Below are 20,478 nucleotides of genomic sequence, written 5' to 3' on the forward strand. Positions count from 1 at the left end.
GACAGCTCCAACTCGAACTGTCTCGCTACCTGACGCATCAGCTCCACTGGCGGAGAAAAATGTTTCATAACGTGGATTGGTTCAAATTTTTCGCCACTGGCCAATTCCGGCAAATGGTCATCGCCAACGCGGTCGTAATGGCACTTGCGGGACGCGGCCAGCCACAAAACCGCGCAGTGATACTCAATTGCCATCATTGCCGCGCACGCCTGTCATGAGAACAATGGGCTCTGCGCCGGACTTCGCCCCCATCCTGAGGTCTGACGCGACATGCTGCGCTCGCCGCCGAGCGCCGCCACTTCCATGGACAGTGAAGCGAAAATGGATCTTTTAGCCAACATCCCCAGTTGGGGAGACATCGAACGCAATCTCGAGCAGAAATTCAGCGAGCTCAACCAGAGCGTCGACAGCGGCCTGAACAGCGCCCATGAAGCCTGGGACGGTTTCAGCCGGCGAGTGAGCAATGGCGCCAACCAGGCCTATGGCTACTTCGGTGGCCAGCGTATCGACAACGTGCGCCAGGCCATGGCCCTGTCCTACCCGATCATTCAGGACAACCTCAAGCGCAAGTGGTCCTCGATAGGTATCGAGCAAATCCTGCCGGTGCTGCTGCAACTGGTCAAAGAGGTTTCGATGATCCTTGGTGGCAGCGTGGCGGTCGGTACACTGGCCGGCGGCGTGGCCGGGGCGTTCGCGTTCGGTGTTGGCGCGGCACCTGGGGCCGTGGCCGGCGCCGGCATTGGCCTGCAGGTCGGCAACCTGATCCTCATGGGCCTGGGGCTGTCCGCCATCGCCGAGTATTTTTATCAGGGCCTGCCGGCCTGCCTGTCGACCCTTCAGCAAGGCATGGCCACGGCCTGGTTCGCCGAGGATGGCCTCAAGCCTGCTGGCCTGGACCCGAGCGGCGGTTCCGCAGCGCAGGCCCAGGAGCGTATCGAGCGTGCGGCGCGCCAACTGGCCCGCGGCCAGGAGCAACTGGTGTTGCTGCTGCTGACGGCCATTGTCACCTACCTGACCCGCGGGCAGATAAAGGCGGGCATTCTGAGGAATATGGAAACGCCCGCCATACGCAGTGCCCGGCTGCAGGCGGAAATGTCCAACAAGCAACTGGCCGCCTGGCTGGCAAAAAACGAGCAAAAGCTGCTGGCACATAGTGAACTTCAAGCACGTGACGCCACACCATTCAAGCGTGCAGAAACTGAACCACTACCTGCCAACGAACGCTCTCGCGAGCTATCGCAGAAGGCTGTTGAGCCGCCAAAACCCAAATACAAACCTGGATTCACCGAAGAAGATATTCTTGCAATCGCCAAAGGCGAAAGGCCCGACCCCACCACTTATCTAGACCCAGATTATGTCGCGCAACACTTGGCCCAATTCGAAAATGGCGCCTCACGCTTCATGACCCAGACCAACCTTGAGAAATACGGCATCGCACAGAGAGATGGTACGTCGTTCATCATGCCAGGCCACGAAGCAACCGAACTACTTGCCAAGACAGCAGGTGACAAGCGCGCGTTGGAGCAAGCCCTTGGCTTGCCTGAGAATTTTCTTGATACCAATGCACTGGTCCGGGTAGATATCCCTGATCCGAAGCAGTTGAATCTACGGATTCCATCAGGAAATGAAGCCGGTGCTAACGAATTCTGGATCCCTGGTGGCAAGCTACCTGACGGCAACAGTGAAGCCGTCATAGACGCGGCGGGTATTGCCGCCAAGATGTTCAATACCGCTCCCCTTTTTTGAAGGCCCCCTATGAAATTCAAAGATCTTTTCATCAGTCGTCAGCACATGTACTCAATCGGCATCGAAGAAGACGCTGGTCAGTATTACGTTTCGTTCCCCGTCAGCAACGGCATGGTTGACTACGAAGAATATTACGCCATCGCTCCAGCTACATTTGATGCCTTCATGGATGACCCTGATTCGGCGCTGGCTTTCGTGATAAAATGCCGCAAAAGACAACTCGATGAATTACTTATCATCAAGCCGGGAAAAAATCGGGGCACGGCCATCTAGTGCCACATAGATAAATGCTGACGAAATCCGACATTGCATGAACGTTTGACCCTACCAACAAATGAGTGGCGCCCTCTTACGCTGCGGTGAAGTGGTGCAGTACCTTACCCCAATCAGGACTGACCATGAGCACCGAAACACTCAAGCAGAAATTACTCAAGCTTCGCTTGATCATCGACAGCCTGAAGGCGCAAGACCCTGCCGCGATGAAGCTGAGCGTCGAACTGGAGCCACTGCTGAAAGCCGCAGACCAATAGCCCCATGCCTCCAAGTGAAACACATATAGATACAACTCATGCACATCACGTGGACCGAAATCCATTCCGTGGAACGACGCAAATAACCTGTACCGGAAATAAACTTTTCAAACTAATATGAGCAGGTGAGAAATGAAACCAGCCACACCACTGGAGTATGTAGATAAAGCAATTGCGCTGGCGATTGACCGACAAAAGCGCATTCCTGGCTTTACGATTTACGCGACTATAGTCGACCAGTTAAAGTACATCAGGGCAGTTTTCGACGATACCGAAAAAGATAAATCCAAGCTGCACAGGCTAACGATTGGAGCTATTGCATCAAAGGAATTCGAGGAAAATGACCCGGAGCTGGCCAGGGTATTGAAGGACGCTTACTACGTGGCCATTCAGTCGGCCCGCGGCTTGACGATTCAACTACCTGATTGAACTCGGCCACTAGCGAGTTCATACCTTGGTTGATTACGAAGAGTATTATTGGATCGAACAGGCACCGTTCGATGCCTAGCTGCAGCGGCCGAGCACCGCACCTGCGATGGTCAGCAAGAGCCGGAAACGCCAGATGGACCATGAGTTGATCTACCCGCCAAGCGCCAATCGAGGTCGAGCGCGCAAGACCCTCAATGCGCCACGCTATGGCATCCAAAAACATCGCGGGTAGAATTGCCGACGAGCTTTACGATGAAGCCAAGTGGTGGGTCATCCGCAAGCTGCGCCCCGACGGGATCGATCTGCCAAGCTGGCCGAGCGCCCCCAAGCTGCCGTCGATGCCCTCCCTGCCATCGCTGCCCACGTTCAACCTGCCTAAATTCTGACGATGAATACACACTCTTCACCAATGTCCGCTGGGCTTTCGCCCCTCAAGATCAGGCTACTGGCTGCTGGCATGAGCATCGCCATGCTGTTGGTCGCGGCCCTCTCGATCTACGCCTACATCAACTACCTATTCCCGCTATACGGCAGGTTACTGCGTGGCGCGCCTGTGGTGGAAACGCCTTACCTCGCGTTCGGCCTGCTGATGGCACCGCCGGCGCTGGCAATTCTGCTGGTTGGCTGTGCGGTATGTATCTGGACCGGGAAAAAATTCGACCCGTCTGAAGGCTCACGCCTGCACCGCTTCCAGACACTGATGTTCGGGCTTTCGCTGAAGACGCTGCTCTACGTGGTCCCCGCCGTGATGATTCTGACGACCCTTGCACTGCTTGGCAGAGGCTACTCCCCCTGCCCGAAGCTGCTGATATCGGGCTCTGCCTGGCAGCTGTTCTGGGTCAACGATGAGCGCGTGTGCTTCAAGCCCGATCACTACATCAACGACAACTGGCCATGCAAAGTCATCGACGGCAAGGACGTTTGCGTACAGGTCGATGGCCGCTGAAGTTGAGCTAATGAGCGGATGCTGCACTCACTCGTTGAAACCGCCTCAGCAGGGTTGAACATGAATATCGAAACCCTAAAACAGAAGTCTCTAAAGCTTCGCCTGATCATCGACAGCCTGAAGGCGCAAGACCCTTGCGCGACGAAGTTGAGCGTCGAACTGGAGCCACTGCTGAAGGCGGCAGATCAGGAACGCATCCGCATCCCGATGGAGTGGGGCGACATCCCTGGGCGCTAGCTGTTCACCGAAGAGGGGCTGCAGCAGCATGCCGATCTCGAGCACGCCTTTGCCGAGTTTCGCATCGAGCTGACAGGGGGCGAATCGCCTACCCTGCGGAAGCTCAAGGCGCGTATGGGGAACAAGCCGTCGCTGGGATCTCAAGGCGGACACAAACCCCTCGTCTAGCAGCGAAACTGGGACAATAGCATTCAGGTTTCGAGCTGTTCTGACCTTGCTCATGTGTGCAAGCGTGGGTCTGCTCGCCGTTTATTGGCTAATCACACACGTGCTTCCCATTTACGGCCGGATGTGACGTCTCGCGTCTGTTATCGAAGTCCCGTATAGAGCTTTTGGCTTGCTCATGGCCCCGCCTGTGATGCTCGCTTGTGTCATTGCCAGTGCTTTCGCGATATATACAGGCTCAAATCATCAACACCGCTATGATTACCTTCAGCAGCCACGCGGACCAAGTTTTTGCAAGAAAGCGCTCAACGGTGAACATGAATTCAATCCATTTGATAATTCGAACATAGAGCGCTAATCGTGCATAACCTGCGGGACCCGAGGGCACGCAACCTACATACAGAACTTTCAATGCCTACCCTAAGTAAGCTCAACCAACTCACCAACCGGTGGCGTAAGTTCAAATATTCGACTCGCCAAATTACGAATGCGTTGCGACCAAGAATTTGCATCTAAAGAACCGTCAAACCCAGAAACCTCTGCCCAGTAAACCCCATCATCCAGCAAGTACAAAACTGCTAAGCGCCTCGACCAGTTGAGAGTGCGAGAGCACTTCTTCATCTTTCCGATTACGAATCAGCGTAAACACTTCTTTACTTGGAGAAAGAACTTCCACCACTTCGCCCTTATAGTTTGTAACTTCAACAAAACCATTCACCACATCATTCAAGTTATCTATCTCTGTCAGCAGGGTAGGAAACTTCATCAACACGCCAGCCTCGACAGTGCCGGCTTCAGTTTCTGGATTATCAAAGTACACTTTAATTTTAGGGCAAACACTCCTACCCCAACGAAAGACAGGAATCATACGCTGAATCATTTCCTTAAACTCACTCTCTGATTCGCCGCCCGAGAATTCACATCGATGTATAGGGATACAAAGATACAAGTTATCTCGCTTACCTTCCAGTCGTCCCTTAAGGCTGCCATGGTAAGTATTGGGTACTACCAACACATGACTAAACCCATAAGCATTGGGAGAAATATCGAATATTACGGTCGTGCCCTGACTCAATGAATCAGGCGCTTGTTCAACAGCCGCTACTGAAAACGCCCTATCAATTACGCCCTCCGATATAACCAGAAGATCTTTATTTTCTGTACTTTTCAAAGAATAGTTGTAAGTAACCTTTGGAAGCTTGTGCTGAAAAAAATAGCACCCTTCGTATTCTTCCACACAAGGAAAGGACTGCAATAAGTCATCTTTAGAGAACATACCAAGCTCATTCATAATCGGGCCCAACGTCCTGCCTATACCTCACGCCATCCGCAGCCATTTTAGCGCCATCGGAACTATTAGCAGAGCGCAGTCGAATACTCATATTATCTACTTCATTATATAAATTATTCCGCACAGCGCGATTAGGATTATAGCCTTGCTCGCTCCAGTGTTCAACGACTGGCTTGTTGTGCTCAATTTTGATTAGCGGATCATTTCTGTGGACAACATCCATGTCATGTGTGAGGATTTTCCCTGCATAAGGTTCATCTTGGATAGTGTTAATGCGTCTCCAAGTCCGTATCCGTCTCCACCGGCGACCGCCCGCCGACAAACGAGAATGGGCTCGGCCCGACGTCAGTCATAGTAAAGATGTGAAATGTTTTGTCTTTTAAACTTTCTGAACGAACGAAACTCAATTCATTTGTAAGAAAGCGCTCTGGCAGAGGGGGTTCTGCATCACGGGCCTCCTCTTCCAAACGCTCACGTTCGAGGTGCTCTTCACGTTCACGCCGTTCAGATAATCGGTCGTAGATGTTACGCATGGGACTTTTCCTTGTCGCTGATCAAGACTTGTTCAAATTAGTTATTTTGCTGCCTGCAACGTCCACGGAGATGCCCGACAGGGTTATCATGCCATCTGATTTCATTTCCAGCTTGCTGCTTCCGACCTCCAACGTGATGGACGTTGCAGACTTAATTTTCACTGCCCCTTGATCCACCGTTACAAAATACGAACCCTCCTCCACCGCAATGCTGGTCTCCAGCTTGATCGTTTCGGAATGTTTGCCTTCGACGGTGATCGTTCGATTCCTGCCCATCATGAGACTGTCATCTGCTTCAACCTCAGTATCCAGGTTGCGCTCGGCGTGCATGATAATCTGCTCAGCGCCCGCTTTATCCTCGAAGCGGAAGAAGTTGGCGTTTGAGCATTTGCCTTTGGTGGAGCGCGTCAGGACCCCACTCAGGGTCTTGTTCGCCGGCAGAGACCATGGCGGGGTGTTGCGCTGACTCACAGTCCCGACAGCCGTACACTTGGCGAACATGTTGGATGACGCGAATTTGCATCAGGACGATTTCAAGCTGTTCGCTGACTTCTTCACCGATGGCATGTTCACGGCAGCCAAATGCGCAAGTCAGTTCATGCAGGGGGCAGTTCGTGGAAAACTTCGATACGCGGCAAATCATCTGGCAGCAGCTTGCGCTTGCCGCGAAGTTTGGTTGGCGCAACGACTTCTTCGTCGTCAACCTCATTCAAGAGCTCGGCCAGGCTTTCGGTGTCGTCGAAGATCGGCAGCTTGACTGTTTGACCGGCTATAATACCGACAGCGTAATATCATTGAGCGCATGTTTGGCCCCTGAAAGAGAGCCGTTGTATGGTGTTACGCTTCGAGAAGCTCGCGAAAAGCTACGCATCAATGATCTCACTGGCTTTCTCCATACGGTGCTTCCGACATCTATTTCCGTACAGAACCTGAAAAATCTTAGTACGCTTTGCAAGCTAGAATTCTAAGAAAGCGTCATTTTCAAAATAGTATTTAAACGCCTTAACTGCCCCTTGCGCGCCCTGGGGTCGTAGCCAAAGCAACTGCTGAGCTTGCCTTGGGTAGGGTAGACCTCGCGGTGCAGATCATCGTGCTTCGTGTCGGTGATCACTTGACCCTCAGACTCAGCTGTTGCAGATGCCCACTGCCGTAGTACTACTGGTGACTTAGCTTGCAGCCATCTCGCAATGTTAATATAGCCAGTTATGGCAACACTGGATAAGAGAGAACCACCATGTATGCTTGCAGTCTAAATGCTTTTACACATTTAACAAGCCAAGGGACAAAGACTGTGCGTCATCACCCTTCATATCTTTTAATAAAGTCGACATAGTCGTTAGACGCATTCAACAATCTTGCCGAATGGTTTTCCACAAGCTCAGCCGTATCGTCATCTGTGACGGAGACGAAGAGCGTCGGATTTTTCAGTACGAACCCATGGAAAAAATCAGAGCGCCGGAGCTCTCCGAGCACGCTGGTCATGGCCGAATAAAGATTTTTTCTGAATGCCTCAATATCATTTCGAAAAACAGACTCTCTCAGCTCCGCTGATGCTTTTCTAAAAAAATCACTACGCCACCCTTCATACTTCCACTCAGAGGTGGCCCATTGATAGTAAGGGCGGCATTCATCGCGCTCCTCCTCGTCCTCTTCCTGTAGTTTCAGCTCCAGCGCCTCAATAGAGTTGGCCGCCAAAGCAACAGTCATAGCGCTACTATCGGTATAGAGAGCAAATGCATAAAAATGCTCGCTTGGCTGCTCCTCAAGCAAATCCTGAATTGCCCGCTTAACAGAATTCAAAATCTCAACTTCAAACTCTTTCCAATCCATCGTTGCCTCCTATAAGTCACCAGAATCCTCAACGCCAACTTTAGCAAGTCGCTCCTCATTGTAGAAGCCGCCCTTTTGAAGGGTAAATTCTGGATCTTAATCACTTTATCCGATGCTCCCAACGAACTCGCGTCAGGTTTTGCATTTGCTACGGCATTAATCGCTCGCCAGGTGCAGCCGTCTAGGTAGGCGCCCTAAGTCACCGGCGTGGGCAGGTGGTGATATTCATACTGGATCTTGCGGCCCAGCGGGTCGGTTTCTTCGAGCAGGCGGGCAAACTCGTCGTACTTGAAGGTATTGCGAACGTGAAGCCTAACTGAACGCGGAGATGAGCCTTCGAGCGTGCCATTGAACCGCTAAGCTTCTTTGCTGCCGACCGATGAGCGCTGTTCATCACTGGCATCCCCGAGTTCGCGTTTCATCCCGTAAGGCTGTTGATCAATGCGCGAAACCTTCAAGCAATGAGCGCTCAAGCTGCGCCTCATATCGACAGCCTAAAAGCTCAAGACCCTGACGCGATGAAGCTCAGCTGACTCGGTCCCTCTTTCAGCACGCGCCCTGCGGCCTCCGGTTAGCGGCGAAAATCCGCCGATAGAATCCAGGCTTAGCGTGCTGGAGGGTGGCCCATCGCTTATCACCTCAACGGGCTTGGCCAATGTGTTTTGCAAGTTGCCAATAGCACGCTCTCACCGCCATGCAAGCGCTGGAGGTGCGCCACATTCCGTCGCATGGCCATCATTTCGGCAGCCCTCTTAGCCGCTCCATCGAAGTGGTCCTGGCGCGCAAAAATGAGATGCAGTTCACTACTTGCAAAAAATTTTTCCTGGTTACGTTATGCGTGTTCATCCTGCTTATGGCCCCTTTCTTTAAAGGGCTAAGTCCCGGTATCTGTGGCGAAAAGCTTCCATAGCCAGCATCAGGCCATCATTGCGCAAGTTCACAGAACAGGGAAAGAATCGCACCCGGCACCGGAACTTCTTGCCCAGTGAGGTGCCCTACTCGGCATTACTGGCAACACGATATTCATGTGCCAGCATTCGATTTTGCCGCAGTTTGAAGGCGCGACTTCAGGTCCACGCCATTGGTTTTTTCAGGACGATCAAGCAGGTTCATGGACAATGCACCGATGACACAGACTCTCGATGTCGAAGCACTGATCAAGCTGCGTAGCCAAACGCGAGCGATCTCCGATGCGTTGAAAGCGCAGGCGGCGGATTACCTCGCAACCGTGGCGCCGCTGATCCGTCCGCAGACCCTGTTCGGCGAATACCTGCAAGGCGCCCAGCGCAGCAGCGGGCGCGAAACCCAGGGCCACTTCCAGTCGTTGATCGAGCTCTACGAGCGCATCGGTTCGGCCGCCCCGTTCCAGCTGGTCAGTGAGCTGGAAGTGCCACTGAACCTGATCAGCACCACCCCCGAACTGTTCCCGCTCGAATACGACAAGGTGCTCGAGCAAAGCGGCCAGGTCATTCGCATCACCAGCCCCACCCGTTGGGTGGTGGGTTTTCACGCCTTCGACCTGGCGCAGTTTCGCAACGTCATCAAAGACCCCAACCGCAGCAGCGCCGAGCTGTACCGCTTCGTGGTGCACTACCTGGTTTTGTTCTACTGCCTGAGCAAGTCGCCAGGCCTCGGCCGGCTATTCGAAGGCCTGCGCTACGGCCTTAGTTTCGAGCGCCTCAAGGGCTTTGGCGACTTGCCGTTCTGCGTCATCAGCTCACCGGTACGTTCGGAACTTCCCGACGATTCGGTCATCCGTAGCAGCACGCAGATAGCCGGCAACACCAGCTTCGAAGAACTGGTGGGCCGCGACAATATCCTGGAAATGAACGATGAAATCCGTCAGCGCCTGCTGCTGACGATCGAAGGACTGTAACGCGCCGCGCCCGGTCACGGGCCGCGCAATGATTCGCAGCGAATTGCTCGCACTGGAGAACACGATGGCGAAGAAGGAAAGCACTCAGCACAAACTCGACCGCGTTCGCGCGCCTCGGGTCCATATCACTTACGACGTGGACATCGGTGATGCCATCGAGAAAAAGGAGCTGCCCTTCGTCGTTGGCGTGCTGGGCGACTTCTCGGGCAACCCGCTGGAGCCGCTGCCCAAGCTCAAGGACCGCAAGTTCGTCTTCATCGACCGCGACAACTTCAATGGCGTGCTCAAAGGCATCAAGCCACGCCTGACGTATCGCGTCGACAACACCTTGGCCAAGAACGGCACGCAGTTGGGTGTGGAGCTGAACTTCAACAGCCTGGAAGATTTCGAGCCACAGAACGTGGTCAAGCAGGTCGAGCCGCTGCGCAAGCTGCTGGAAGTGCGCAACAAGCTGGCTGACCTGCGCAACAAGATGGGCGGCAACGACAAGCTCGAAGAGCTGCTGATGGACGTGCTGCAGAACACCGAGAAGCTCAAGACGTTGGGCAAGGAGTTCGGCCGTGAGGCCGAAGTGAAAGACCCGTCCAGCGACGATCGCGCCTGAGCAGGAGCCCGAATATGACCGACAAGCAAACCGCATCGCAACAGGCCGGCGACCTGGTCGAAGTGGAAAACTTCGCACCACAGCCTTCGCTGCTCGACAGCATCATTTCGCAAAGCCGCGTGGCCCGCTCCGACACCGAGCGTAATCGCACCCGCGACCTGATCGGCGAGTTGGTGAACCAAGTGCTCGAGGGCGAAATGACCCCGAGCAAGGACCTGATCGCGGTACTCGATGCGCGCATCGCTGAAATCGATTCGATGCTCTCCGAGCAGATGAACGAAATCATGCACGCCCGTGAATTCCAGCAACTGGAAGCCTCTTGGCGTGGCCTGAAGTATCAGGTCGATCAGACCGAAACCAGCACCACGCTGAAAATTCACCTGCTCAACGCGTCGAAGAAAGACTTGGTGCGCGACCTCAAAGCGGCCAGCGAATTCGACCAAAGCGCGTTGTTCAAGAAGGTCTACGAAGAAGAGTACGGCACCTTCGGTGGCGCCCCGTTCGGCATGTTGATCGGCGACTACGAGTTCAAGCGCAGCCCAGAAGACATGTACCTGCTCGAAGAGATCTCGCACGTGGCGGCTGCAGCCCACGCGCCGTTCATTTCGGCAGCTTCCCCCGAGTTGTTCGGCTGGGACTCGTTCACCGAGATGTCCGGCCCGCGTGACCTGGCAAAAATCTTCGACACCGTCGAATACGCCAAGTGGAAGTCGTTCCGCGCCTCGGAAGACTCGCGCTACGTCGGCCTCACCCTGCCCCACGTGCTCGGCCGCCTGCCATACGGCCCGGATACCTCGCCGGTCGAAGAATTCAATTTCGTCGAAAGCGTCGATGGCCGCGACCACAACAAGTACCTGTGGATGAACGCTGCTTACGCGCTCGGCACCCGCGTTACCGATGCCTTCTCCCGCTACGGCTGGTGCGTGGCGATTCGCGGCGTGGAAGGTGGCGGCCTGGTCGAAGGCCTGCCCACCCACACCTTCAAGACCGACGATGGCGAAATCGCCCTCAAGTGCCCCACCGAAATCGCGATTACCGATCGCCGCGAAAAAGAGCTGTCCGACCTTGGCTTCATCCCGCTGGTGCACTGCAAGGGCACCGACTATGCCGCCTTCTTCGGCACCCAGTCGGCGCAGAAGCAAAAGCAGTACAACACCGACATCGCCAACGCCAACGCACGCCTGTCGGCACAGCTGCAGTACATCTTCGCCACCTCGCGCATCGCTCATTACATGAAGGCCATCATGCGCGACAAGATTGGTAGCTTCGCCTCGCGCATGGATGTCGAGCGTTTCCTCAACCAGTGGTTGGCCAGCTATGTGCTGCTCGACGACACCGCAAGCCAAGAAGCCAAGGCCAAGTTCCCGCTGCGCGAAGCCCGCGCCGAGGTGTTCGAGGTGCCCGGCAAGCCTGGGGTTTACAAAGCCGTGACCTACCTGCGCCCGCACTATCAGCTCGACGAACTGACCGCCTCGCTGCGCCTGGTGGCAGAGCTGCCGCAAGGCGCTCGCGGCTGATCGGCCACTGTGTACAGGGATGACACATGAGTAATCAGGCCCGCCTGCTGCCCTCGCTGCTCGACCGGCTGCTGGACGATCGTCCGCATCAGTCGGCCGAAGCCGCCACCCAGCGCACCTGTTCGCTGGCCGAGTACAAGGCCAGCATCGTGCGCGACCTTGAAGTGCTGGTAAATACCCGCCAGTCCCTGGTCGCGCAGGAGCTCGACCGCTTCAAGCAGCTCGGTGGTTCCATCCTTGAATACGGCATGCCCGACTTCATCAGCCGCAGTGTGCTCGACCCTCACGATCGCCGGCTCATCCAGCAACAGCTGGAGCGGGCGATCAGCACCGGCGACCGGCGCTTTCGCCGAGTGCGGGTGCAATTGCTGGCCCAGGAAAATGGCCACCGTATGTTGACCTTCCGTGTCGACGCCGTGCTGCGTCTGCAGGACATCAGCCGCCAGGTGTCGTTTGACGCCGTGCTGCAGGTCAACACCCAGGAATACAAAGTGCAGAACCTTAACTGATGCTCGACGAACTGCTGCCCTACTACGAAAAGGAACTGTCGCACCTGCGCTTCCTCGGCCAGGAGTTTGCCGCGCAGTACCCGAAAATTGCTTCGCGGTTGCTGATCGAAGGCGACAACTGCGAAGACCCGCACACCGAGCGCCTGATCGAGGCGTTCTCGTTTCTTTCTGCGCGCGTCCACAAGAAGCTCGATGACGAGTTTCCGGAAATCGTCGAATCCTTCCTTGAGGTGCTGTACCCGCATTACCTACGCCCAACACCCTCGATGTCGATTGCCGAGTTGAGCCTGGGTAAGCACGAGAAAGTGACCGAGGCCTACTTGGTGCCTCGCCATACTGAAATGCAGGCCAACGCCGTGGAAGGTGTGGTGTGTAAGTTCCGCACCTGTTACCCGGTGGAGCTGTGGCCGATCAGCGTCCATCAGGCGTCCTTCGTGGAAATGGAACGTTCAGCGTTCAACGGCCACAGCGCCGACCTGGTGGCGCGCCTGCGCATCGGCCTGCAAGCAACGGGCGAGGCGTTGTTTGGCCAGATGGAAGTCGACCGCTTGCGGTTCTTCCTGGACGGTGAGGCGACCCTGATGCTGCAGCTGTATGAGCTGCTGTTCAACAACTTGGCCAAAGCCACCCTGAGCTTCCAGGACGAGGGGCGCACCCGCGAGGTTGCCCTGCCGGCCGCAGCACTCAAGGCAGTGGGCTATGCGCGCGATGAAGGGCTGGTGGATTACTCCGAGCGCTCGTTCCTGGGTTACCGCCTGCTGCACGAGTATTTCACTTTCCCCGACAAATTCATGTTCTTCGACCTCAGTGGTTTGGCCCGCATCCTTGCAGGCAAAGCGATCGAGCAGGTCGAGGTAAATTTCTACTTCAGCGATTACGACCTCAGCGACCGCCTGGTGCGGCTGAGCCAAAACGTTGGGCGCAACAACTTCAAGCTCAACTGCACCCCCATCATCAATCTGTTCCGCCAACAGGCGGAGCCGATCAAGCTGACCCACACCCAGCATGAGTATCCGGTCATCCCGGATACGCGGTTGCACAATGCCGCCGAAGTGGTATCGATCGACCGGGTGCGCCGTGTTCGCAAGCTCGGCGGCATCGACCAGGTGGCGACTTGCCAACCGTTCTTCGAGCCGCGCGGCGAGCAAAGCCCGCACACCAGCTTCTGGATTGCGCGCCGGCGCAACCAGGGCGATGCCACCGCCATGAGCATCCGTGTGGTTGACCGCGACCTGGAACTGATCGACGCCAGCAGCGATACCCTGAGCATCGGCCTGACCTGCAGCAACCGTGATGTGCCCTTGATGCTGCCCTTCGGTGGCGAGCGCGGCGAATTCAACATTCCGGCCAACTCGGTGATCAAGGACATCCGCTGCCTGCGCAAACCTACTGCCACAGTGCGTGTGCCCCTGGGCAAGGGGCTGATCTGGCGGCTGATCGCGCACCTGTCGCTGAACCACCTGTCGTTGGTCAGCCAGGGCCGCGAAGTGCTGCTCGAGCTGCTGTCGCTGTACAACTACCGCAATGTCTCGGCCATTCGCAAACAGATCAACGGCATCAAAGCCATCAGCAGCGAACCGGCCGTAGCGCGTATTGGCCACCCGCGGCCGAACTTCGTGAGGGGCGTTGGCATCACCCTCACCCTTGACGAAAGCCAGTTCATCGGCAGTGGCGTGTTTCTGTTTGGCATGGTGCTGGACCACTTCTTCGGCCAGTACTGCTCGATGAACAGCTTCACCCAACTGAGCCTGCGCTCCCAACAACGAGAGAAGAGAATCGTCCAATGGCCAGCACGCACTGGCGATCAGCCCCTGGTCTGATCGATCAGGCACGAGCCGAACCGCATCGATTCGAATTTTTCCAATTGGTGCGCTTGCTCCGCCTGCACTACAGCCGTACCGGGCGCATGGACTTGGCGACCCGACCGCACGAAGACCCGCTGCGTTTTCGCACCCAGCTGTCCCTGGCCTTCCCCGCTAGCGAGGTCAGCGACCTGCACTTCGAGCGCGAGGGCAAGGTGTCCACGGCGGGCCTGCCGCTGTCCGAAGTGCAAGTCACGTTCATGGGCCTGGTGGGGCCATCGGGGGTACTGCCGCGCCCGTATACCGAGCTTTTGCTCGAGCGCCACGTGCAGTATCGCGACGACGCTGCCCATGCGTTTCTGGATATTTTTTCGCACCGCATGACCACGCTGTTCTACGAGGCCTGGCAAAAGTACAAATTTCACATCGAGCACGAGCGCAACGGCGCCTCCGGGTTCGATGGCTATCTGCTCAATCTGGTCGGGCTCGGCCCGCGGGCGCAGAAGCTCAAATTCGAAGAGCAACCCTCGGCGCTGCCACGCGAGCTGTTCAACTACTTTGCCGGCCTGCTCAGCCAGAAGCCGCGTAACGCCCTCAACCTTGAGGTAATGCTCGGCTTTTATTTCGCGCTGCCAATCAAGGTAAAGCAGTTCGCTGGCCGCTGGCTGAGGCTAGAGCCAGAGCAACGCACCCAGTTGGGGCGCAAGAACGCGCAACTGGGGCAAAGCGCGGTCGCGGGTAACCGCGTTTGGGACTACCAGTCTTGCATCCGCATCGAGCTAGGCCCGTTGAACCTTGCCGACTACCAGCGGTTCCAGCCGGGCACCGAGTGCTACCGCAAACTGCTCGAGCTGGTGCGCTTCTATATAGGCGCCGAGCTGGACTTCGAAATCGCCCCGCGCCTCAAGCGCGAGGCTGTGCCCCGCGCCCAGCTGGGGCGCAGCGGCAATGTTGCATTGGGCTGGCTGGGCTGGCTCAAACGCCCTGAGCGTGATGCGCAACCTTCGCGGTGCGCCGTTTTCCACATTCCTTACGATGGGGTCGCCTTGTGAACCTGAAGTCTCTGTTCGCCAAGCTTAACGAAACCAGCCGCACGGCCACCGAAAGCGCGGCGGCCCTGTGCCTGTCCGAGCACCACTATGATGTGGAGGTCGAGCACCTGCTGCTGCAACTGCTCGACAACAGCGACAGCGACCTGGCGCCGATCCTGCGTCACTACGACGTCGTCGCAGAGCGCCTGCAGGCGCAGCTGGTAACCGCCTTGGGCACCTTCAAGAAGGGCAATAACCGCACCCCGGCGCTGTCGCCGCACATCACCCGCATGATCGAACAAGCCTGGCTGCTGGCATCGATCGAATACGGCGTAGCACAGGTCCGCAGCGGCCACCTGCTCCAGGCCCTGCTCGACGATGCCGAACTGCGCCGGGTGGTGATTGCCTCGGCCCCAGAGCTTGAAAAAATCAACGCCGATGACCTGCGTGTGAACCTGGCCGCATTGGTCGAAGGCAGTGCCGAGTCGAAGCAGGCCAGCGCCCTGGCGAACCCTGCAGCAACGCCCGCCAGCAGTGCCAAGCCTGGCGGTAAAACCCCAGCGCTTGACCAGTACACTGTCAACCTGACCCAAAGTGCCCGAGAAGGCCGTATCGACCCGGTGCTGGGCCGTGAATTCGAAGTCCGGCAGATGGTCGACATCCTCACCCGCCGCCGGCAGAACAACCCTATCCTGACCGGCGAAGCCGGGGTGGGTAAGACCGCAGTGGTCGAAGGCCTGGCGCTGCGCATCGCTCAAGGCGATGTGCCAGGCGTACTCAAGGATGTGGCCCTGCACACGCTCGACCTTGGCCTGCTACAGGCCGGTGCCGGGGTCAAGGGCGAGTTCGAGAACCGCTTGAAGGCCGTGATCGAAGAGGTCAAGCGCAGCCTGCACCCTATAATCCTGTTCATCGATGAGGCGCACACCCTGATCGGGTCCGGCGGCCAGGCCGGGCAGAACGATGCAGCCAACCTGCTCAAGCCGGCCTTGGCCCGCGGCGAGCTGCGCACCATTGCCGCCACCACCTGGGCTGAATACAAGAAGTACTTCGAGAAGGACGCCGCCCTCGCCCGCCGCTTCCAGGTGGTCAAGGTCGAAGAGCCTGACGAGGACAAAGCCATCCACATGCTGCGTGGCCTGCTCGGCAAGATGCGCGAGCACCACAAGGTGGCGGTGATGGACGAGGCGCTGGTTCAGGCCGTGCGCTTGTCCAACCGTTACATCACCGGCCGCCAGCTGCCCGACAAAGCCGTCAGCGTGCTCGACACGGCCTGTGCACGCATCGCCCTGGCGCAGTCTTCGCAGCCCGGAGCACTGGAGGACTGCCGCCGGCAGATCGACAACCTGCAGGCCGAAATCGCCGTGCTCGGCCATGAGGCCGACAAAGGTCACGACCACGCCCGCCGCCTTGGCGAACTCCAAGCGGCCCTGCAGGCTGAACAGCTGCAGGAACAGCAGCTGAACGAGCAATGGCAGCAGGAACTGGCGTTGGTCGAGCAGCTCAAGGCGCTGGATGCCGCCAATGACGCAGATGCCACGCAGCTCAACACCCTGCGCGCGGAACTTGCGCGCGTGCAAGCAGACCAGCCGCTGGTCCACGCGCTGGTCGACAGCGGCGCCATTGCCCAAGTAATCAGCGGCTGGACCGGCATTCCGCTGGGCAAAATGCTGCGTGACGAGATCGACACCGTGCAACGCCTGCCAGCCTTGCTTGGCGAGCGGGTGCTGGGCCAGGACCACGCCCTGCAGGAAATCGGCAAACGCATCAAGATTTCCCGAGCGCGCATGGAAGACCCGAACAAGCCAATCGGGGTTTTTCTGTTGCTGGGCCCCAGCGGCGTCGGCAAAACCGAAACTGCCCTGGCCTTGGCCGACACCTTGTATGGCGGTGAGCGCAACCTGATCACCATCAATATGTCCGAGTACCAGGAGGCGCACACCGTATCGAGCCTCAAAGGCTCGCCGCCCGGCTACGTCGGTTACGGGGAAGGCGGTGTGCTGACCGAAGCGGTGCGCCGCAAACCCTACAGTGTGGTGCTGCTGGACGAAGTGGAAAAAGCCCACCCGGATGTGCTCGAACTGTTCTTCCAGGTATTTGACAAAGGTGTGCTGGACGATGGTGAAGGCCGCGAGATCAACTTCCGCAACACGGTGATCATCCTGACGTCCAACACCGGTACCGAGCACATCATGCAGACGTGCCTGAACGCCACCGAGCTGCCAACGCCGGCCGCCATCGTCGAGGGCTTGCGTGACGAGCTCAACCAGGTGTTCAAGCCAGCCTTCCTCGGCCGCCTGAGCATCGTGCCGTTCTACCCAGTGCAGGACCAGATACTGGAACGCATCGTGGCCCTGAAGCTTGAGCGTATCGCCAAGCGCCTGGCCCGCAATCATAACGCGCAATTGAGCTATGACCAGGCGCTGATCAAGGCCATCGCCGCCCGCTGCACAGAGGTGGACAGCGGTGCTCGCAACATCGACAACATTCTGTCCCAGACCCTGATGCCTGAACTCGCGCAGCGCGTACTCGAGCGCATGGCCCAGGACGCGCCGATCGAGCGTTTGACGATCGAGCTGGGCAGCGATGGCGATTTCGCCTATCGCCTGGCCTGAGCCGTACAAGGAGGTTTAGCCGTCATGCAACACAAGCACACCGCCCTCAAGCACCTGACCACCGCTGCTCTGTTATTGGCGCTGGTTGGCTGCGGGGTTACCGACCGTATCGGCAAGCGCATGGATGACAGCTGGGCGGCCGACATGCTGGCCGACAGCGAGAAAGTCATCCTCACCTCCGATGGCGGCAACCAACTCAACCCTGATAGCGATGGCAAACCGCTGTCGGTGGTGATGCGCGTGTATCAGCTGACCGACCTGGAGCGCTTCGCTGCAAGCGATGCCGACACCCTGTGGGACGCCCCGGATAAGGCCTTGGGCAATACCCTGGTAGAGGCGCGGGAAATCATTCTGCTGCCCGGCATCGGCCAGATCGACCAGTGGCCGCTGGCCAAGAATGCGCGCTATGTGGGCGTGGCGGCGTTTTTCCGCGATGACCAGAACGCCCGCTGGAAGGTTGCCTTCGACGCCGACTCGCTGCGCAAGGACGGTATCTGGTTCTCGTCCGATGGCTTGCGGGTGCTGGTGGACAAAACCGAAATTCACGCCACCCGCGGCGTTGACGTGCTCAACAAGCCACCGACCGCTGACCAATTGGCTGCGCAGAAGGCAGGCCAAGCCGAACCCTCCTTTACCGACCAGGTGCAGGACGCAGCGCTCGACAAGGCTCGTGACATGGCCGGCCAATCGGCCCAGAACACAGCGGACAAAACCCTCAACTCTTTAGTGGATAGCGTTAAATGAGCAAGCAGAGCCGGGTGATGTGGTCGGAAGGCATGTTCCTGCTGCCCCAGCACTTCCAGTACCAGGATGAGTTTCACCAGCACCAATTGGCGGAGGCGACCCTGCGCAGCACCCCATTCCACTTTGGTGTGCAGGTATTGCAGGTAGACGAAGATGCCCTGGCCAACGGTTCGCTGCAACTCAAGCGGCTGAAGCTGGTATTCCCCGACGGCAGCCTGTACGACGCGCCGCAGCACGATCCCCTGCCGGCCGCGCGGGACCTCAAAGACCTGCTCAAAGCCAACGAGTTGAAGGTTTACGCTGCCTTGAAGCTGCCCGAGCCGTTCGGTTTGAATTATGTCGAGGACGGCCAGGCGGACAAGGTCGCCAGGCGCTTTCGCAAACAGTTCGACACCCTGCCCGACCTCAACGAGGGCGACCTTGAGAACGAAATCACCAGCTTGCGCCTGAATGTCGTGCTGCTGGTCGACGGTGACAGCCTTGACGGCTACAGCCATTGCCCGCTGGCGAAACTCACGCGCAACAGCATGGGCGGCTTCAACCTCGACCCCCATTTCGTTCACCCCACCTTGCACTTGGGCAGCCATGAGACATTGGCGGGTATCGGCAAACGCCTACTGGGTGCGCTGCAGGCCAAGAGCAAGGCTCTGTCGGGGCGCCGGCGTGAGCGGGCCGACCAAATTGCCGAGTTCGGCTCCAGCGACGTCACCTTGTTCTGGCTATTGAACACGGTCAACCGCGCGCATCCGCAACTTGCACACCTGCTGACCCACCCGCGTCTGCATCCGGAGCGCCTGTATCTGTTCCTCGCCGACCTCGCCGGCGGGCTGTTGACGTTCACCCTCGATACCCAGCTAAGCGACCTGCCCGAGTACGACCACCACGACCCAGCTGCCTCGCTGGTCAAGCTGGACGAGATGATCCGGGTGATGCTCGACAATGTGGTGCCCAACCAGTGCATCGTCATCGACCTCACTCAAACCAAACCGTCCCACTGGCAGGGCCAGCTGCGCGACCCACGGCTGGTCGAAGCCGACTTCTACATCGCCGTGCACGCCGATATGCCAGGTGCCAGCCTGCTGGAGTTGGTACCGCGTGCGTTCAAAGTCGGCTCACCGGAAGACATCGAAGTCGTGGTCAATAGCGCGATGCCCGGCGTCACCCTCAACCACGCTGCGCGCCTGCCCAATGCGATCCCGGTGCGCCTGGACAACCAGTATTTCGCCATCGAGCCACATGGCCCGGTGTATGAGCGAATGATGAATGCCCAGAGCATCTGCTTCTACGCGCCCAGCGCGTTTACCAACCTCAAGCTTGAATTGATGGCGGTGCTCAAATGACCGAAGCCGTACTGCAACAGGGCGCCGTCGCGGCCGCCAACGACAAACCTACGCTCAAGGACCTGGTCCAGGACTTCATCAGCATGGCGCTGATCGTGCGCCGTGGCCGCCAGGTGACTTCGGTGCAAGCCTTCGAAGGCAGCGTCGAGCGTTTCTTTGCCAACCTTGAGCGTGATGCTCGCGCCGCCAACTACAGCGTCGAGCAAGTGAAGGATACCCAATACGCACTGTGCGCCTTCCTGGACGAAAGTGTTTTGCGCTCCGGTGACAACGAACTGCGCCGGCACTTCGAACTGCAACCTCTGCAGTTCCGCTACTTCGGCGTGCACCTGGCCGGTGAAGGCTTTTTCGAGAAGATCGAGGCACTGCGCGGCGACGTCAAGCAGAACATCGATGTGCTGGAGGTATACCACCTGTGCCTGGCGTTGGGCTTCGAGGGCAAGTTCAGCATTGGCCAGAAAGATCAACTGCGCTATCTGGCCAACACCCTCGGCCAGGACATCGCACGCTATCGCAAGGCGCCCAAAGCCCTGTCACCAGATTGGGCTTTGCCTGACCAGGTGTCGCAGATGCTGCGCCATGAAGTGCCGTTGTGGGTGTACATCGCGCTGATTGCGCTGGTATGCGTTGCGCTGTACCTGACCCTCGACTGGTTACTGGACAAGGACGTTGCCGCCCTTTCCGAACAAATCCGCCAGCTGTTCAGTGCCTGAGCCCCTTTCAGGTAGCCGAG

18 protein-coding genes and 6 pseudogenes are annotated in these 20,478 nt (G+C 57.6%); 18 read left to right on the plus strand and 6 right to left on the minus strand.

Annotated elements, in window-relative coordinates; all coding sequences use genetic code 11:
- Positions 1-321 precede the first annotated feature (321 nt).
- The 7 genes and pseudogenes from J5M56_RS26690 to J5M56_RS04805 all read left to right on the plus strand — a co-directional run bounded on the left by J5M56_RS26690 (position 322) and on the right by J5M56_RS04805 (position 4,056).
- The gene (locus J5M56_RS26690) at positions 322-1,746 is read left to right on the plus strand and encodes a DUF6861 domain-containing protein (RefSeq protein WP_230849722.1); all 1,425 of its coding nucleotides are present in this window, start codon (positions 322-324) and stop codon (positions 1,744-1,746) included.
- Between the two features lie 9 nt (positions 1,747-1,755).
- A complete protein-coding gene (locus tag J5M56_RS04785; protein WP_020190029.1) occupies positions 1,756-2,019 on the plus strand; it encodes a hypothetical protein in 264 nt (87 codons plus the stop codon).
- Between the two features lie 125 nt (positions 2,020-2,144).
- Positions 2,145-2,276, plus strand: a complete 132-nt coding sequence (locus J5M56_RS27030) for a hypothetical protein (protein WP_261745542.1) — start codon at positions 2,145-2,147, stop codon at positions 2,274-2,276.
- 132 nt (positions 2,277-2,408) lie between these two features.
- Complete coding sequence (locus J5M56_RS04790; protein WP_207870032.1) at positions 2,409-2,705, plus strand: immunity protein Tsi6 family protein; 297 nt, start codon at positions 2,409-2,411, stop codon at positions 2,703-2,705.
- A 206-nt stretch (positions 2,706-2,911) separates the two neighbouring features.
- Positions 2,912-3,091: a hypothetical protein gene (locus J5M56_RS04795; RefSeq protein WP_060476427.1), complete on the plus strand. Its 180-nt coding sequence runs from the start codon at positions 2,912-2,914 to the stop codon at positions 3,089-3,091.
- A 71-nt stretch (positions 3,092-3,162) separates the two neighbouring features.
- Positions 3,163-3,651, plus strand: coding sequence for a hypothetical protein (locus J5M56_RS04800; protein WP_225915531.1), 489 nt, complete (start codon positions 3,163-3,165; stop codon positions 3,649-3,651).
- 60 nt (positions 3,652-3,711) lie between these two features.
- Positions 3,712-4,056: pseudogene (locus tag J5M56_RS04805) on the plus strand (hypothetical protein).
- Between the two features lie 553 nt (positions 4,057-4,609).
- Here the strand turns inward: J5M56_RS04805 and J5M56_RS04810 are convergent.
- The 4 genes and pseudogenes from J5M56_RS04810 to J5M56_RS04825 form a co-directional block, all read right to left on the minus strand.
- The gene (locus J5M56_RS04810) at positions 4,610-5,329 is read right to left on the minus strand and encodes a hypothetical protein (RefSeq protein WP_207870037.1); all 720 of its coding nucleotides are present in this window, start codon (positions 5,327-5,329) and stop codon (positions 4,610-4,612) included.
- Positions 5,330-5,560: 231 nt separating this feature from the next.
- Positions 5,561-5,877: pseudogene (locus tag J5M56_RS04815) on the minus strand (cytoplasmic protein); the annotation flags it as partial.
- A gap of 21 nt (positions 5,878-5,898) precedes the next feature.
- Positions 5,899-6,345: pseudogene (locus tag J5M56_RS04820) on the minus strand (type VI secretion system tip protein VgrG); the annotation flags it as partial.
- A pseudogene (locus tag J5M56_RS04825) lies at positions 6,338-6,575 on the minus strand (IS66 family transposase zinc-finger binding domain-containing protein); the annotation flags it as partial. The pseudogenes J5M56_RS04820 and J5M56_RS04825, both read right to left, overlap by 8 nt.
- Before the next feature lie 59 nt (positions 6,576-6,634).
- Here J5M56_RS04825 and J5M56_RS26695 point away from each other — a divergent pair.
- Positions 6,635-6,810: pseudogene (locus J5M56_RS26695) on the plus strand (transposase); the annotation flags it as partial.
- A 366-nt stretch (positions 6,811-7,176) separates the two neighbouring features.
- Here J5M56_RS26695 and J5M56_RS04835 read toward each other — a convergent pair.
- A complete protein-coding gene (locus J5M56_RS04835) occupies positions 7,177-7,707 on the minus strand; it encodes a DUF4303 domain-containing protein (protein ID WP_060476434.1) in 531 nt (176 codons plus the stop codon).
- 194 nt (positions 7,708-7,901) lie between these two features.
- Positions 7,902-7,994, minus strand: a pseudogene (locus J5M56_RS04840) (RHS repeat domain-containing protein); the annotation flags it as partial.
- A gap of 839 nt (positions 7,995-8,833) precedes the next feature.
- On the opposite strand from J5M56_RS04840, the gene J5M56_RS04845 reads away from it, so the two are divergent.
- The 10 genes from J5M56_RS04845 to icmH all read left to right on the plus strand — a co-directional run bounded on the left by J5M56_RS04845 (position 8,834) and on the right by icmH (position 20,458).
- A complete protein-coding gene (locus tag J5M56_RS04845) occupies positions 8,834-9,583 on the plus strand; it encodes a hypothetical protein (RefSeq protein WP_207870039.1) in 750 nt (249 codons plus the stop codon).
- A gap of 64 nt (positions 9,584-9,647) precedes the next feature.
- Positions 9,648-10,187 carry a type VI secretion system contractile sheath small subunit gene (gene tssB / locus J5M56_RS04850; RefSeq protein WP_028697264.1) on the plus strand — a complete coding sequence of 180 codons (540 nt, stop codon included), beginning with the start codon at positions 9,648-9,650 and terminating at the stop codon, positions 10,185-10,187.
- A gap of 14 nt (positions 10,188-10,201) precedes the next feature.
- The gene (tssC, locus tag J5M56_RS04855; RefSeq protein WP_207870043.1) at positions 10,202-11,704 is read left to right on the plus strand and encodes a type VI secretion system contractile sheath large subunit; all 1,503 of its coding nucleotides are present in this window, start codon (positions 10,202-10,204) and stop codon (positions 11,702-11,704) included.
- 26 nt (positions 11,705-11,730) lie between these two features.
- Complete coding sequence (gene tssE, locus J5M56_RS04860; protein WP_060476436.1) at positions 11,731-12,213, plus strand: type VI secretion system baseplate subunit TssE; 483 nt, start codon at positions 11,731-11,733, stop codon at positions 12,211-12,213.
- Complete coding sequence (gene tssF, locus J5M56_RS04865) at positions 12,213-14,033, plus strand: type VI secretion system baseplate subunit TssF (RefSeq protein ID WP_186477216.1); 1,821 nt, start codon at positions 12,213-12,215, stop codon at positions 14,031-14,033. The genes tssE and tssF overlap by 1 nt, the downstream gene beginning before the upstream one ends.
- Positions 13,997-15,067, plus strand: coding sequence for a type VI secretion system baseplate subunit TssG (gene tssG / locus J5M56_RS04870; RefSeq protein WP_186477215.1), 1,071 nt, complete (start codon positions 13,997-13,999; stop codon positions 15,065-15,067). Before tssF ends, tssG begins: the two co-directional genes overlap by 37 nt.
- A complete protein-coding gene (tssH, locus tag J5M56_RS04875) occupies positions 15,064-17,661 on the plus strand; it encodes a type VI secretion system ATPase TssH (RefSeq protein WP_207870046.1) in 2,598 nt (865 codons plus the stop codon). The genes tssG and tssH overlap by 4 nt, the downstream gene beginning before the upstream one ends.
- A 24-nt stretch (positions 17,662-17,685) precedes the next feature.
- Positions 17,686-18,405 carry a type VI secretion system lipoprotein TssJ gene (gene tssJ, locus J5M56_RS04880; RefSeq protein ID WP_207870049.1) on the plus strand — a complete coding sequence of 240 codons (720 nt, stop codon included), beginning with the start codon at positions 17,686-17,688 and terminating at the stop codon, positions 18,403-18,405.
- Positions 18,402-19,745: a type VI secretion system baseplate subunit TssK gene (tssK, locus tag J5M56_RS04885; RefSeq protein ID WP_060476441.1), complete on the plus strand. Its 1,344-nt coding sequence runs from the start codon at positions 18,402-18,404 to the stop codon at positions 19,743-19,745. Before tssJ ends, tssK begins: the two co-directional genes overlap by 4 nt.
- Entirely contained in the window at positions 19,742-20,458 is a 717-nt protein-coding gene (gene icmH / locus J5M56_RS04890; RefSeq protein WP_186477213.1) for a type IVB secretion system protein IcmH/DotU, read from the plus strand. The genes tssK and icmH overlap by 4 nt, the downstream gene beginning before the upstream one ends.
- The last annotated feature ends 20 nt before the right edge of the window (positions 20,459-20,478 follow it).

The organism is Pseudomonas sp. 51_B, from assembly GCF_017491595.1.
Classification (GTDB): Bacteria; Pseudomonadota; Gammaproteobacteria; order Pseudomonadales; family Pseudomonadaceae; genus Aquipseudomonas; species Aquipseudomonas promysalinigenes.